Genomic DNA, 15,116 nt, shown 5'->3' on the forward strand with positions numbered 1-15,116 from the left:
TTATTTCAAGGGTCGGTTCCTGTTTGGTCGATGAGGGGTTGACCGGACTCGGAAAATCGCTGAGAACACCGCCGCTGATTTTCTAAATGGCCACCGGCAAGTGGTAAACTGTTGACAAAATGCGTGGCAGCATTTAATGTCAATCGTTTGAAAAGATGAGATATTTTAGTAGTGTCCGATGTAAATGACAAGGAAATGGGCCGCGATGGCTGTCATGGACAGCGTTTTTTTAACAGTTCCGGCGGCAGACCGGAAAAAAATGAAACAAAATTAAAATTTCAGGGATCAGCAAAATGATCCAAAGAAGAGGTCGTGAATGCTCAACGTGATGCGGAAACAAGCTGGTAGCTGGATGATTAAAGTAATTCTGTTTGCTATCGTAATCGTGTTCGTGTTCTGGGGCGTTGGCAGTTTCCGTTCCAGGGAGGCATCCAAAGTTGCCGTCGTCAACGACGAAATCATCTCGGTTGTTGATTACCGGCGCGCTTACAACAACCTGCTCGATCAATATCGTCAACGGTTCGGTTCCAGTCTGAATGATGGCATGATTGAAATGCTCCAGGTCAAAAACCAGGCACTGAATCAACTGATCGACCGCACCGTTTTACTGCAGGAGGCAAAGAAACTCGACCTGCGGGTTTCAGACGCCGAGGTGGCCGAATCGATCAAGCAAACGGCAGTCTTTCAGAACAACGGATCCTTTGACAATCGCCGTTATCGCAGCATCCTTGCCCAGGTCCATCTCTCCCCGGAAGAGTTTGAATCGGATCAGAAAAACGTTTTGCTGGGTCAAAAACTCACCCGGATCATCATGGGCGCCGCAAAAGTGTCCGAAGCGGAAGCACGCCAGTGGTATGACTGGCAGAACACTTCAGTAAACATCGACTACGTTCTGTTCGAGCCGGCCCGCTACACGGATATCAAACCTTCGGTGAAAGAGATTGCAGCCTATTTTGAGGCCAAAAAGGAAAACTACAAAACCGATCCCATGATCAAGGCCCGATATGTGGTATTCGACCCGGAGGCCTATAAAAATCAGGTTAAGGTTGATGAGGATGAAATCACGGACTACTATGACTCCAATATCAATGATTTCAAAACCGAGAAAACCGTTGAGGCACGCCATATTCTGATCAAACTGGATCCGGGCGCAAACGAAGAAGCCGATCTGGCGGCCAAAACCCGGGCGGAAGCAATCACAAAAATGGCCAAGGGAGGCCAGGACTTTGCCGAACTGGCAAAAACCTATTCGGAAGGCCCCACCAAAGACCGGGGTGGCTATCTGGGCAAGTTCCAACAATCGCAGATGGTCAAGTCCTTTGCCGACAAGGCCTTTTCCATGGCTCCGGGAGAAATCAGCGAACCGGTTAAAACCCAGTTCGGCTGGCATGTTATCAAGGTAGAATCCGTGGAGGAAGCTTCCACGAAAACGATTGAGCAAAGCAGAAAACAGATTATCGACACCCTAACCGATAGAAAAGCACGAAATCTGGCCTACGACAAAGCCGAAAAATTTTACGAGGGTTGTTTTGAAAAGGATGATCTGATCAAAAACGCGAAGATATTCGGGCTGGCCGTGATGGAAGCCGGTCCCTTCAACCGCCGGGGACCGGACATACTGGGCAAGGACAAAGGGGCATTCGCCACCGCCGCTTTTGCCCTCCAGACTGATGAAATCAGCGACATTCAGGATATCGGCGGTCGGTATTACCTCATTCAGCCTACGGAGACCATCGATGCCGTCATTCCTGAACTGGAGGCAGTAAAATCGCGTGTGGAAGCGGATCTGACCAAGAAAATGCAGGCCGACAAAGCCAGCGAAGATGCTGAGGCAATGTCGGCGGAGCTTCGTGCGGGAAAATCATTCGAAGACAGCGCCGCCGTTCATGGCGGGGAGATAAAGCATACCGGCCTGTTCACACGCAACGCGGCAATACCCGATATTGGTTCAGACCCCAAATTCACTGAAGCGGCCTTTCAGCTATCTTCGGCCCGCAATACCACCGAAGATCCGGTAAAGGGAACCGCAGGCTTTTACCTGCTGCGGATGTCAGAGAGAAAAGCGCCTGCAGCCGACGGTTTTGAAGCCGAGAAAGACAACATCAATAGCATGCTCCTTCGACAGACGCAAAAAACGGTGCTCCAGGATTGGATCGATGCACGGAAAGCCGACAGCCAGATTACCATTGAGAAAGCATATCTGGAATAGCGGGTCGTCCCTGAGTATTCACCTGCGTTAGAAAAAAACAAAATGGGTTTCCCATGAAAACACCACACGGATCGATCGATTCCGGCAAATCTTACGGGTATATTTCTAAAAAATGCCCGGAATGCATGGAATACATGCCCCTGAACGTGGAGGTCTGTCCGTTTTGCAAACTCCCCGTTGGGAAAATCAACAAAAACGGGATGGCTCTGCGCAAAACGGATTGGAAAGCATATGCGACGGCCATTGCGGCATGGTTATTCTTCTTCTTCTATATCTGGTGGGCATTTATCCGGGAACCTTGACGGAGGGTCTGACAGGCTCTTTACCCATAGCATTTTTTCATTGCTTCCGGTTGATTTTCGGCAGCAACGCGCCGCTTCCCACAAACTGGCTTTTGCCCCCCCTATTTCCATCTCGTTACCCTATCCCGAGCGTACAAAAAAACCGCCATTCGGGTTGTCTTTTTTACTGCTGGAAAAAATGACGCTTCCGGGAATCTGATTAAAAAGCAATCCTCACCTACGCCCGTGGAAGAAGAATTGCTCAAAACGAGGTAAAACAGGGTTGACAACAAAAGAGAAATATATTAGGGCTCAAAATAACTAGCTAAATTCTTAGCCAAAACCGCTTTAACAAGGAGGCTCAAGCTGATGAAAGATGTTCAAAAGGAACTAATAGCGATTTCCACTACACTGTCTTCTCTTGTTCAGCAGGTGGAGAAAATGGCTGAGGCCATTGAAAAAGGAAGTGGAAAGGCAGCACCGAGAAAAAAGGTGAAAACCGCCAGGAAAACAAAAACACCTGCCAAGAAGACCAACGCATCGGCTAAAACATCCAAAGCGGCCCGCCCAAAAAAAACAGCTAAAAAAAAGGCGGCTAAAAAATCAGCACCCGCCACAGCTCAAGCTACCCCCCCCGCTGCTGCGGGAGGGCCAACCATGCTCGACAACATCTTTGGGATGATCAGCAGAAGTCGAGGGGGAATTACCGTAGAACAGTTGAAAAAAAGAGCGGGACTTGAGGCCCGTCAAGTGAGCAACGCGCTGTATAAACTGACCCAAAAAGGTAAAATCGAAACCCTCTCCCGCGGCCTTTACGTTAAAAAGAAATAATTGTCATCGATCCAGAACGCTTCGAGCGCCAGGATCATCTTTTTTTTTGTAGAAAAAGCCTTCCGGTTGCACCATCTGACAGATGGGCTCAGAAGGCTTTTCTCTTCATGGACCATGGTGTCATAACATTGCCTTTATTCATTGCTGTATTAATATCTGAAAGTTATCGGCAGAGCAAATTCGTTAAATTGAAGCGACCAGAAAAAAAGGGATACTCATGATTGACCTCCGCACGGTTGGGACGAAAAGAAAAAGCGCCTTGCAGAACATCGCAACCGGGTTAGTGACACTGGTGCTGATGGGATGGCTGTGTCCGGTCCCGGACACCGCCCTGTCTGCATCAATACCGTCTCCGCCGTCTGCTGTTGCGGGTCCGTCGGAAAGCAATGAGCGACCCTATCCGCCATGGCCGCAAGAAGAAAGTGACCTGGCCCCGGATCCAGCGATTACCTTCGGTCGGCTTACCAACGGGTTTCAATATGTACTAATGGAGAATAAACGCCCGGAAGACCGGGTCAGCGTTCACCTTTACATCCGGGCCGGCAGCCTAAATGAGACGGAAGCACAGCGGGGTGTGGCTCATTTCCTCGAACACATGCTGTTCAACGGGTCGACCCATTTCCCACCGGGTGAACTGGTCCGCTATTTTCAAAGCATCGGCATGCAGTTCGGCAATGACGCCAACGCCCACACGGGGTTCGACGAAACCGTTTATGACATCATCCTGCCGGCAGGAAATGAGGAAAATCTTAAAAAGGGCCTGCTGGTGATGCACGATTATGCCTCGGGTGCACTGTTGCTGGAAAAGGAAGTCAAACGGGAAAGCGGCGTTATTCTCGCAGAAATGCGCTCCCGCGATTCAGCCGATTACCGGACATTCAAAGCCTCGCTTCAATTTGAACTTCCCGATCACCTGGTATCCAAACGGTTGCCTATCGGCAAGACAGAGGTTATCGAAAATGCGAGCCGGGCGCTACTCAAAAGTTTTTATGATGCGTGGTATCGGCCGGACAATATGGTCCTGGTCCTGGTGGGAGACTTTTCCGTCCCCTTGGCAGAGCAGTTGGTCAAGGCGCAGTTCAGTGGATTAACGCCTCGGGCAACGGCCGCCGCCCTGCCGGAGACAGGAACGGTCAACCACAAGGGATTGGAGATCTTTCACCATTTTGAACCTGAAGCAGGTGGAACGACAGCCAGTATAGAAGTCATCCGCTCCTACGATCCTGTTCCGGATTCACTGGCTCTTCGACGCCGGCAAATGGTGGAGGGATTGGCAGACCGAATCCTTCAGAATCGCCTGGATGCCCGACTGAAAGAACCGGGAGCGCCCTTTACTTCTGCTGCCGTTGGGTCCGGTATTTACCTGAATCGCATCCGTTATGCAGAAATTTCTGCGGACAGCGGTACTGAAAACTGGCAGCAGACGCTGGCAGTCCTGGAGCAGGAGTTGCGACGAGCCAGGCTCTATGGCTTTACGGAAGCCGAACTGTCGCGGGTCCGGAAAGACACGCTGAAGATGCTGGATAACGCGGTCAGGGAAGCGCCCACCCGAAACAGCACGACGCTGGCCAGAGCCATTATCCGAAATCTTGCCGGTGACCGGGTCTTCCAGTCCCCCGATCAGGAAAAAAACTATCTGGCGCCCATGGTGAAAGCCGTGACTCTGACAGAGATCCACCAGGCATTTAACGAGAATTGGCCCGACGACCACCGACTGGTCATGATTTCTGGCAACGCCGATTTGGAGCAATTATCGCCGAAATCCCCGGAATCGCTGATTCGGGATATCTATCTGTCATCGGCAAGCACCGTGGTCCATCGGCCCGAGGTCGAAGCCATTAGCTCCTTTCCCTATCTGCCGGAACCGGAAAAGACCGGCACTATCACCTCGCGGGAAGTCATCAAAGACTTGGGCATAACCCGTATTCGACTGGGCAACGGCATACAGGTTAATTTGAAACGCACCAATTACAAAACCAATGAGGTTCTGGCCAACCTGATTTTCGGCCATGGTACATCCGCAGAGCCAGAGACCCTTCCGGGCATCTCGCTGTTGGCCGAAGCGACGGTCAATGAAAGCGGCTTAGGCACCATGGACACCAATGAGATAGAGCGTGCGCTGGCCGGCAAAAGCACCTATATCGATTTCAGAATTACGGAAACCTATTTCAATTTGTTCGGAGAAACCGTCTCCGGGGAAGTGCCGCTGCTTTTTCAGTTGATTTACGCCCACATAATGGATCCCGGCTTCCGCGATGACGCCCTGACACTGGCCCGGGAAAGGTTGCGACAGGATTATCAGTCCTTTTCCCGCTCCATCGAAGGCATGATGAGAATCAAGGGACTGCGTTTTCTGGCCGGGGGCGATAGCCGCTTCGGCATGCCGCCGTATGAGAAAATCCAGGCCATTGGTCTGGATGACATCCGGGACTGGATCGCCCCCCAGTTGGACAGCGCCGCGTTGGAGCTGTCTATCGTCGGCGACTTTGACGAAGACGAAGTCATCGAACTGGCCCGGCGCTATTTGGGTTCCCTGCCCGATAGAACACGCAACCCGAAGAATCCCAGAGCCGATCTGCCCTATCTTCCCACGGGAACCGCCAAACAAATCGATGTGGAGACCCAAATCCCAAAGGCCATGGTCGTTGCCGCCTGGCAGACGGGAGACTTCTGGGACATCAGCCGGACCCGGCGGCTTTCCGTTCTTGCCGATGTCTTTTCCGACCGTCTCAGGCAACGGATCCGGGAAAAACTGGGAGCCTCCTACTCTCCATATGCGTTTAACCGTGCCAGCCGGGCTTACACAGGCTACGGTGTATTTCAGGCCTACATCAATGTGGCCCCTGATCAGACAGAGACGGTGCTGAAGGAAGTCAAAACCATTGCCGGCGATCTGGCTCGAAATCAAATTTCGGCCGATGAACTGGCGCGGGCGGTCGATCCGATTCTCACCTCGATCAAAGAGTTGCGGCAAACCAACGGATATTGGCTCAACAGTGTGATGACCGAATCCGATCGGCACGCCCAGCAATTCGAATGGGCAAGAAACTTCCAGGAAGACTATGCATCGGTGACCGCCGAAGAGCTTGCCACGCTGGCGGCCACCTACCTGACCGAACAACGGGCGGCGGCCATCATCATACAACCGGGAAAGCAGTCGGCGGAATGAGATGACGGCAATTGGGGATTGAGGGGCCCAGGGGTTTAGGAATTGATGCAACCCGCCGAGAGAGTCTTCCTAATAAAAGCAAACGGCCGAGAGAATCTCCCGACCGTTTGCTTTTTTTAAATTGCCCGCAGCTGATAGCCGTGACAGCCGCAGTATTAATTCCTCAATTCCCCAATCCCCGGCACGCCCCAAGCATCTCTTTCTTTTCTCGGTCCTCTGCCTCCATCAGGATGAACTGCCTGCTTGCTTTTTCACTTCTTCCAGCAGCGACTCCGGCTGGGTGATGAAGCTGTCAAACTGCCATTTCTTCACTGAAAATACCCACGGGCTCAACTCCTCGTTGAGTTGTCGGGCCGTTTTAGAGGCAGGCGGAGTCTTCTCCCCCGCAGGTGTTTTTCCGTCTACGGGTTGTGGCGCGGGTGCATCAGGGGATGGCGTTTCCGCTTTTGAATCTGCAACGGTTACCCGCAAGGTAGTGCTGTCCTTTATGCCGGCATCGGGAAATATGGAAATCTGCCGGCCGTCGTAAAGGTGGTAAACCAGGCGGGGTTGCTCGGATTCCTCCGTCGGGGGCTTCCCGTCGCCAGGCTGCACATCGTCCAGGGTCAAGGGTGCCAGGGCGTCTAAAACCTGGTCAATTTTTGCCGAATCGGCAGTTCTTCCAGGCGGAACAGGTGCCATCCGGGCCGCTTCCCCCTTCTCCGGTCGGGAAAGGGTGTAAACCGGGGCCGGTTGACCGCCTGAGTAACAGGCCACCGACGCCACATCCTCGGCTTTGATGTTCAGGATTTCTTTTTTCAGCCACTGGGCCGGCGCTGTTTTCAGGAAGCGGAAATTGTCGTCCACCAGAAATACGGTGTCGGAGTCAGCCTTTTTAAGGTATTGTCCACCGCTTTCGCCACTTTCGGTCTTCCGGCTCTGACCCACGATGACATCGGCAAGGATCTTTCCCGATGGGTCTTTCAAGGTAATTTGCTTGCCTCGGGTCGACGAATCCGGAGCGGAAGGGGGCATCAGCGAGAGGCGGGCCAGGCTCTCGGTTGAACCGGCAAAACTGCGACCGATCTTCAACCGGGAGAGTTTGATCACTAATTCCCTGAGTTCATCGAAATTGGCCGGATAACCGCTGCGCGCTTCTACCTGCCACACCTTGTCACCCTTGACCAGGGTTACGCTGTTTTCAGAATCGGAGATAGTGACACTGGCCACCGCGTTGACCGGCAGGTCGTCAAACAGCTTCCCCCCCATTTTCACCGCACCGGTCTGCTTGTCGTCTGCGAAGCGAAAAAACCAGAGGGAAACCAGAAGGCCGGTCGCCGCCAGCAATATCAGAAACGTCTTGCCCTTCATCGACTATGCCTTTCTTCTTCGAGTGATTGCGTAAATGATCCCACCAATGCCGATAAGCAGCGGAATAAGGAAGATATTGAAAAACTTGACCATGGTGCCCAGCTGTTCGATGTCGGCGCGCAGGTTGCGCCGCACGACCTTGAGTTCCTTGTTGATCTTGAGCTTTTCTTCCTGGAAACGGGCGATCTCTTTCTCCTGCTCTTCGCTGAGGATCGCACGCTGGGAGGCATCCTTTTGCTGCTCCAGCATACTCAGTTTTTGGTTGGTTTCCTCCACCTGGCGAACCAGCACCTGTTCCTGGTTCAGCCAGCGGTCCTGGGCTTTGCGCTCCAACTCCTGCACCCGTGTAAAAGGTCGGTCGAAAGTGCCCCGGGAACGAATGCTGATCAAGGCAGGATTGCCGGTCAGCATCTCGCTGGTATTGAGCATGAAATTCAGGTTGTCGTTGAAGATGTTCGAGATGGTATAGCCCAACAGGTTCTGCTGACTCAGGTAATAGCCGTCATACAGCAGGTCGCTGTCCGCCACCACCACGATGACCGCGGCAGCTTTCCCCTCTTTCAGGGGTTCTTCCGTATCCTTGGCGTCGGTCTTCGACGCCGGTTCACCGGCTTTGGGTTCAGCCTCCGGTTTCCCGTTGGGAAAAGCCGTCTTAAACGTGCCTGAAATGCGCACCGCCAGATTGCGCACCGTCTCCGACGATTTGAAATCCCGCCGCAGGGCCTCAACATCCATGCTGTGAGCGACAGCGTCCACCATCTCGTTGTTGGGGCTGGACTGAATCAGGGGTTCGACGGTGTAGGGGCTGTCCGGCAGCGTCTCGATGGCACCGGCAACCGGCAGCAACATGGATTCCAAGTTGGCGGTGATCAGGTTGTTCGCGTTGAATCCACCGGATTGAACGGAAAGCCACAGCGGATTGGTTTCCACCTGGTTGTTGCGATTCCTCAACCGTGTGGCGTAGGAATAGTCGGCAACGGCCTTTCCCGGTGCCATGGTGATGCCCCATGCCTTGAACAGGTTCGCGGGGATCGAATCACCGGCGCCCATACGCGGATCGTCCATCAGGGAAAGCGGATCTGCAAAGACAATGACGTTGCCGCCGCCCAGAACGTATTGATCCACCGCAAAGGCCATCGTATCGGACATATTTCTGGGGTGAAACAGCACCAGCAGATTTGCCTCCGGATCGATGCGGTCGGCATCAGGCTGCACGTTGATCAGATCGTAGGTTTTGCTTAGGTCCTGAATAAAAAACCACGATTCCGAGCCGGAACGGGGTCCGCCCATGCTCATGGAAGCATTTCCGAACACCGGCAGGCTGCTGAACACGGCAATCTTCATTCGCTTCGTGGTCTGTACCCGGGAGATGATACGGGTCAGGTCATACTCCAACCGCGTCTCCTGGGTGGGATCGATGAAGGGGATGGCCGCCTCCTGATCGGCGGATAGGGCCACCAGACCCAGATAGACCTGCTCTCCGGTCGGCAGACTGATGCCTTTCATGCCGTACTTGATGGCCCACTCCTCCTCCTCGGAATCGGGTTTGGGGTCGTATATTTCCACCGAGATGCGGCCTTTTCCGTACTGCTCGTACTCGGAAAGAAAATCGATCACCCGCTGGGCAAAAGTTTTGATATGGGAGGGGATGTTGACCACGTGTTTGCTGTAGAACACCTTGACAACCACATCCTGATTCAGGTCGGCAAGGATGGTCCGGGTTCCCTGGGACAAAGAGTAAAGATTGTCTTCGGTAGCGTCCCAGCGCAAGGTGGTGTGGGACATTAGAATGTTCACCAGCACCACGATGACAAGCACCAGCACGGCGCTGCCGGCCGAAAATGCGGTTTTTCCAATGCGTCTTTTTCCATCGCTCATGGATTCAGGCCTCCTTTATGCCGATTCCCGGTTTTGCAGGATAACGCCGTTGACGAAGATCATGAAGACCATCACCGACAGGTAGTAGAGCAGATCCCTCACGTCCAGCACGCCTCTGGCAATAGATGCAAAATGGGAGAGAACGCTGGCCGAAGAGACCAGATTTACCAGCCACACCGGTGCCCACCCGGACAGCACGGCCGTGACCGGTGCAAAACCGGCCAGTATAAGAAACAGGCAGGCCACCACGGCCAGGATGAAGCTGACCACCTGACTTCGAGTAAGCGCCGAAGTCATGCTGCCCACGCTCAAAAACGTGCCGGCCATGAGAAAAGAGCCCAGATAGCCACAAAAAATCACACCCAGATCCGGGTTGCCCAGATATATGACGGTAAGGACCAACGGGAAGGTAAGTGCCAGCGCGATGCCGATGAAGCACCAGGCGGCCAGAAATTTTCCCAGAACCACATCGGTAACGGTCACAGGCAGGGTCAACAGCAGTTCGATGGTCCCCAGCCGGCGCTCCTCGGCCCACAGCCGCATGGCAACGGCCGGCACCAGAAACATGAACAGCCATGGGTGCCACTGAAAAAATCCTTTCAGGTCCGCCTGCCCCGCTTCGAAAAAGTTGCTGATGTAAAAAGTGAAAAAACCGGTCAGAAGGAGAAAGATCACAATGAAAACATAGGCCACCGGAGAACCGAAGTATCCGGCAAGTTCGCGCTTCATGATGATCCATATGTTTCTCAAAAAATTACCGTTTTGCATGAGCCGCTCCATTGGATTTGGGTGTCTTGCTGCTTGGTAATGGTAAATCCGTAACGCGCCCAGTGTCTTCCGGGGGATAAAATTCACCAATAAATAAAGGTCATTTGCCGGTGGTGATCTCTCGAAACACATCTTCCAGCCGGCCCTGCTCAACGAACACCTCGTCAATGCCAACCCCGTCCCGGCTTACTGAAGCGATCACCCGATCGGCAACGGAAACCGCCGGATCGTCAGGAAAAATGCGCAAGGTCGTCCGATCGCCATCGGATTCCACAACCGACACCGAGGCGATCCCTTCCAGTTCCGCTATTCGCTTCCGCGCGCCATCAGTCGCCGCACCCGTGACGGTCAGGACAACGGACCCGTGAAAGGCGGACCGACGCCGGAGCCCGTCGGGGGTGTCGTCGGCCACCACCTTGCCGTCGGCAATAATGATGGCCCGGCTGCAGACAGCGTCGACCTCGTCCAAAATATGGGTGGAAAAGATAATGGCCTTAGTGGCACTCATCTCCCGGATCATCAGGCGCACTTCGTACTTCTGGTTGGGGTCCAGACCGTCGGTGGGTTCGTCGAGGATCAGGTACTCGGGGTCATGCAGGATGCTCTGGGCAAAGCAGACCCGTTGTTTGTATCCCTTGGACAGCGTGTTCACCATCTGATGACGGACACCGGAAAGGAAACATCGATCCAGGGTCTCGCCCACCCGCTGCGTCTTGGCGGTTCCCGAGAACCCGCGAATCTCGGCGCAAAAACCCAGATACCGACCGACCGTCATATCCGGATATACCGGTGCGTTTTCAGGCAGGTAACCGATCTTTCTGCGGGCGGCAACGGATTGGCTTAAAATGTCACTGCCGCCGATGATCACCGTGCCGCGGGTGGGCGGGAAAAACCCGGTGATCATCCGCATGGTGGTTGACTTTCCCGCACCGTTGGGACCTAAAAAACCCAGTATTTCCCCTTTTTGGGCGGTAAAGGAGATGTCGTCCACCGCCGGATGATTGCCGAACTGCTTGGTCAGATGCCTTACCTCAATCATGGATGTGCGGTCTCCTTGGCCTTCGAATGAACGGGTTCAAAAAGGCAGCACCCGGTCACTGCCGTTTCCGCCTCAGGCTCAAACGGCCGGCGGGGCTCGGCAGAATGACGGTGGGTGATGCATTGTAGGGTAAAGGCAGGTCGGAACATAGCGGGCACACTTTCCCGGTTTTAAAAGGCGGCCTGCAAAAGCTGGGAGATAATAATATTGGAAACTCGCATGTCAAGTCCGTTATTGCCGGATGCCCGTACCGATGCAGAAAGGACGATACCAGGTTCCCCGGTCGTTCCAGACCCCGCCGGCCAGGCGACGCACATACGGAGCAAATCGACTCCCCGCCCCTGTTTGCAGCAGACAGGGGAGTCCGGTCAACGGCCTGTTTTCAAGGATTTTTTCTTGACAAAACGGCCGGCTGCCGATAGTAAGTCGCAAGCTCTACCTCCCGTGTTTTTTTCACCCATGGGCGGGATTGCATCCCACCCGAAATTATAGATATGAAAACATTGGCAACAAAGTCGGCGTGTTCGCGAATAGGACCGCGTGGGCTGTCGATTGATGCGGCGACTGGCGCAGGGGTTTTAAGTTTAATCGAAAATGGTTTCACAACAGAAATCATCATACAGCGGTTGACGGAGAGTCCATGAGTACCTTAGACAAAAAGGCCAAAGAGGTGATGGATGATGACGCGGCACATGCCAGCGGAGGCGGGGACAACGGCGCCGGCGGATTTATCATCCTGTTCTTCATCATCGGTTTTGCAGCCAGCATGGTGTTGGGATGGGTGATCTTTCCCAAACTCCTCTACTCACAAAAGCAGCAGCCGTTCAGCTTCAACCACGCCCTGCATGTGGGTGAGGTGGATGAAGGCTGTGAAAGTTGCCATTTTTTCAGAGAAGACGGCAGCTTCTCCGGCATTCCCAAACTTGCCCAATGTACGGATTGCCATGAAGACCCCATGGGCGAGACCGAAGACGAAGCCATTTTCGTCGAACAATATGTTTCCAAGGAACGGGAAGTCCCCTGGTTGGCTTACTCCCGCCAGCCGGACAGTGTGTTCTTTTCCCATGCCGCCCATGTGATCGGCGCCGAAATGGATTGCGTCACCTGCCATGGCCACATCGGCGAATCGGAAAGCTCCCGCCCCTACGAATACAACCGTTTCACCGGCTACAGCCGGGACATCTGGGGCAAAAACATCGCCGGATTTAAGAGAAACAGCTGGGACCGCATGAAAATGGATGACTGCGCCCAATGCCACAAGGAAGCGGGAATCATTCACACCTCCAGTGTTCAGACCCAGCGCGATGCTTGTTTCGTCTGTCATAAATAACGGGTGACAAGAACTCACGACCGGGTAAACGATTGCAGCGTCTGTCTTGTATTCAAGGTGAGGGGAAAATAGATGAAAGTTGACAGAAGAAGTTTCTTATCGTTCGTCATCGGCGGAGCAGCGGGCACGGCCCTGTCGCCATTGCCGTGGAAACTGATGGATGACTCTTCCATCTGGTCACAGATGTGGCCCTGGACGCCGGTGCCGCCGGACGGAGAGGTGGTCTATGAAGACTCGACCTGCACCTTGTGTCCGGGTGGATGCGGCATCTCCGTGCGCAAGGTCGACAACCGGGCCGTAAAGATCGAAGGCAAACCTGGCCACCCCGTCAACGACGGCGGCATTTGCATTCTGGGGCTTTCCGGCCTGCAGCTGCTTTACGGCCCCACCCGCATCAAATCGCCCATGAAACGCATCGGCGAACGGGGCCAAGGCAAGTGGCAGAAAATTTCCTGGGACGAGGCCATGGCCATCCTGGCGGAAAAGCTCAGCGACATCCGCAACAAGGGAGAAGCCCATACCGTAGCCGCCATCGCCGGGACGAACGGCGGCACGGTGCCGGCGCTGCTCCAACGGTTCCTGGCCGCCTACGGATCCCCCAATTTCATCCACACGCCATCCCACCGGGATGCCGATGAACTGGCCGTAAAAACCCTTTTCGGGGCCAGCGGAAGAACCGGTTTCGATTTGGAAAACGCCGATTATATTCTCAGCTTTGGCAGCGGCATCGTGGACGGCTGGGGATCGCCGGTCCGCATGTTCAGGGCCAGCAGCCTCTGGAAAGAAAAGGACGTCACCGTGGTTCAGATAGAGCCGCGCCTGTCCAACAGTGCCGCCAAAGCCACCCGATGGATTCCGATCAACCCAGGCACCGAAGCCGATCTGGCGCTGGGAATCGCTGCCGTGATGGTTTCGAAGAACAGGGTGGATACCGGCACGGTCTCAGGAGCCGGCGGTTGGGAAAACCAGCTTTTGGCCAACTACGGAACGCAAAAGGTATCCCAGATCACAGGCGTTGATGCCAATGTAATCGTCGACCTGGCCAAGGGGTTTGCCAGCGCCAATCGGCCCCTGGCCCTGTGCGGCCGCGGCAAAGGTCTGGCGGCGGAAAGCCTGCGGGAAACCGCCGCGGTTTACGCCCTCAACGCCCTGGCCGGCAACATCAACCGGGAAGGCGGGATGTGGGCCCTCCCTGAAGCGGACTACATCCGGTGGCCCGAGGTGGCCAGTGACGAACTGGCAGCAGCCGGCCTTGCTCAGCCGCGCGTCGACGGCGCCGGCACCGGTCGCTACGCCAATGCCCGGCACCTGCTCAACCGGCTGGCCGACAGTGTCAACGGCGGCGGACCCTATCCATTGCAGGCCCTGCTGGTGGCCGGCGCCAACCCCTGCTACGACCTGCCTGACACCCGGAATGTACGGACGGCGTTGGGGCGCATTCCGTTCATTGTCAGCTTCTCGTCATTCAGCGACGAAACCGCCGCCATGGCCGACCTGTTGCTGCCGGACCACATTTATCTGGAGCGCTACACGGATGTCCCCGTGGACGCCGGCCTGGCCTGGCAGGTAATCGGGTTAAGCAAACCGGTGGTGTCCCCCCAGTTCAACACCCGCCACCTGGGCGAAACCCTGATCATGACAGCCAAGGCCATGGGCGGCTCCATGGCAGACGCGTTTCCCTGGGACGACTACGAAACCTGCCTGGAAGAGACGCTGGCGGAAAAGTGGGATGTCCTCATGGAAGAGGGTGTCTGGGTGGAAACCGATATCGTTCCCGTTGCTGACACGGTTCGCCTGGCCGGGATGGACGCACCGGCCGTTCAGGCCGAAGGCGATGGAAACAGCTTTCCGTTGATGCTGATTCCCTACGACTCCATTCGCCTCTCAAGTGGCTACATCGGTGATCCCCCCTTCATGATCAAAACCGTTGCCAACACCGTCATTAAAGGCAAGGACGGTTTCGTCGAAATCAATCCCCGGACTGCCGCCGCCGCCGGACTGTCCGAAGGGTCCATGGCAAAACTGACCACCCCCCGCGGAGAAGCCCGCGTGCGGATTCACCTGTTTGAAGGCATCCAACCCGGCGTAATAGCCATGGCCAGAGGGCTGGGGCATACCGCCTATGACGGCTACCTGGCCGGCAAGGGTGTCAACGTCAACGAACTCATCGGACCGGTCGAGGACCCGTCCTCCGGTCATGACGCCGCCTGGGGAATCCGGGCCAAGCTGGCCAAAGCCTAACCAACCTGACATGAGGTTCT

At 54.8% G+C, this 15,116-nt stretch carries 10 protein-coding genes; 5 read left to right on the top strand and 5 right to left on the bottom strand.

All coding sequences use genetic code 11. From position 1 onward, the window contains the following. The first annotated feature begins 328 nt into the window (after positions 1-328). The 3 genes from ACHZBS_RS02350 to ACHZBS_RS02360 all read left to right on the top strand — a co-directional run bounded on the left by ACHZBS_RS02350 (position 329) and on the right by ACHZBS_RS02360 (position 6,490). Entirely contained in the window at positions 329-2,209 is a 1,881-nt protein-coding gene (locus tag ACHZBS_RS02350) for a SurA N-terminal domain-containing protein (RefSeq protein ID WP_319409053.1), read from the top strand. 650 nt (positions 2,210-2,859) lie between these two features. Then, the gene (locus tag ACHZBS_RS02355; RefSeq protein WP_319404923.1) at positions 2,860-3,321 is read left to right on the top strand and encodes a type IV toxin-antitoxin system AbiEi family antitoxin domain-containing protein; all 462 of its coding nucleotides are present in this window, start codon (positions 2,860-2,862) and stop codon (positions 3,319-3,321) included. Between the two features lie 217 nt (positions 3,322-3,538). Beyond that, a complete protein-coding gene (locus ACHZBS_RS02360) occupies positions 3,539-6,490 on the top strand; it encodes an insulinase family protein (RefSeq protein WP_319404924.1) in 2,952 nt (983 codons plus the stop codon). Between the two features lie 225 nt (positions 6,491-6,715). Here the strand turns inward: ACHZBS_RS02360 and ACHZBS_RS02365 are convergent, their stop codons facing one another. The 5 genes from ACHZBS_RS02365 to ACHZBS_RS02385 all read right to left on the bottom strand — a co-directional run bounded on the left by ACHZBS_RS02365 (position 6,716) and on the right by ACHZBS_RS02385 (position 11,957). Then, on the bottom strand, positions 6,716-7,840 hold the full coding sequence (locus tag ACHZBS_RS02365; RefSeq protein WP_319404925.1) for a DUF4340 domain-containing protein: 1,125 nt from the start codon (positions 7,838-7,840) through the stop codon (positions 6,716-6,718). A gap of 3 nt (positions 7,841-7,843) precedes the next feature. Further along, positions 7,844-9,718: a Gldg family protein gene (locus tag ACHZBS_RS02370; RefSeq protein ID WP_319404926.1), complete on the bottom strand. Its 1,875-nt coding sequence runs from the start codon at positions 9,716-9,718 to the stop codon at positions 7,844-7,846. A gap of 15 nt (positions 9,719-9,733) precedes the next feature. Then, a complete protein-coding gene (locus tag ACHZBS_RS02375; protein WP_319404927.1) occupies positions 9,734-10,486 on the bottom strand; it encodes an ABC transporter permease in 753 nt (250 codons plus the stop codon). Between the two features lie 100 nt (positions 10,487-10,586). Then, positions 10,587-11,525, bottom strand: a complete 939-nt coding sequence (locus ACHZBS_RS02380) for an ATP-binding cassette domain-containing protein (RefSeq protein WP_319404928.1) — start codon at positions 11,523-11,525, stop codon at positions 10,587-10,589. A gap of 231 nt (positions 11,526-11,756) precedes the next feature. Beyond that, on the bottom strand, positions 11,757-11,957 hold the full coding sequence (locus tag ACHZBS_RS02385; RefSeq protein ID WP_319404929.1) for a hypothetical protein: 201 nt from the start codon (positions 11,955-11,957) through the stop codon (positions 11,757-11,759). Between the two features lie 208 nt (positions 11,958-12,165). Between ACHZBS_RS02385 and qrcA the strand changes: the two genes are divergently transcribed. Both qrcA and qrcB read left to right on the top strand, forming a co-directional pair. Further along, positions 12,166-12,855 carry a menaquinone reductase multiheme cytochrome c subunit QrcA gene (gene qrcA / locus ACHZBS_RS02390; RefSeq protein ID WP_319404930.1) on the top strand — a complete coding sequence of 230 codons (690 nt, stop codon included), beginning with the start codon at positions 12,166-12,168 and terminating at the stop codon, positions 12,853-12,855. 72 nt (positions 12,856-12,927) lie between these two features. Continuing rightward, positions 12,928-15,096, top strand: coding sequence for a menaquinone reductase molybdopterin-binding-like subunit QrcB (qrcB, locus tag ACHZBS_RS02395; protein ID WP_319404931.1), 2,169 nt, complete (start codon positions 12,928-12,930; stop codon positions 15,094-15,096). Positions 15,097-15,116 lie beyond the last annotated feature (20 nt).

The organism is uncultured Desulfosarcina sp. (assembly GCF_963664155.2).
Taxonomy (GTDB): Bacteria; Desulfobacterota; Desulfobacteria; order Desulfobacterales; family Desulfosarcinaceae; genus Desulfosarcina.

Excerpts from the sequence above, each read along its gene's own strand:
- ACHZBS_RS02365 (WP_319404925.1), bottom strand. The coding sequence starts at position 7,840 with ATGAAGGGCAAGACGTTTCTGATATTGCTGGCGGCGACCGGCCTTCTG.
- ACHZBS_RS02355 (WP_319404923.1), top strand. The coding sequence starts at position 2,860 with ATGAAAGATGTTCAAAAGGAACTAATAGCGATTTCCACTACACTGTCT.
- ACHZBS_RS02380 (WP_319404928.1), bottom strand. The coding sequence starts at position 11,525 with ATGATTGAGGTAAGGCATCTGACCAAGCAGTTCGGCAATCATCCGGCG.
- ACHZBS_RS02370 (WP_319404926.1), bottom strand. The coding sequence starts at position 9,718 with ATGAGCGATGGAAAAAGACGCATTGGAAAAACCGCATTTTCGGCCGGC.
- qrcA (WP_319404930.1), top strand. The coding sequence starts at position 12,166 with ATGAGTACCTTAGACAAAAAGGCCAAAGAGGTGATGGATGATGACGCG.
- ACHZBS_RS02350 (WP_319409053.1), top strand. The coding sequence starts at position 329 with ATGCGGAAACAAGCTGGTAGCTGGATGATTAAAGTAATTCTGTTTGCT.
- ACHZBS_RS02360 (WP_319404924.1), top strand. The coding sequence starts at position 3,539 with ATGATTGACCTCCGCACGGTTGGGACGAAAAGAAAAAGCGCCTTGCAG.
- qrcB (WP_319404931.1), top strand. The coding sequence starts at position 12,928 with ATGAAAGTTGACAGAAGAAGTTTCTTATCGTTCGTCATCGGCGGAGCA.
- ACHZBS_RS02375 (WP_319404927.1), bottom strand. The coding sequence starts at position 10,486 with ATGCAAAACGGTAATTTTTTGAGAAACATATGGATCATCATGAAGCGC.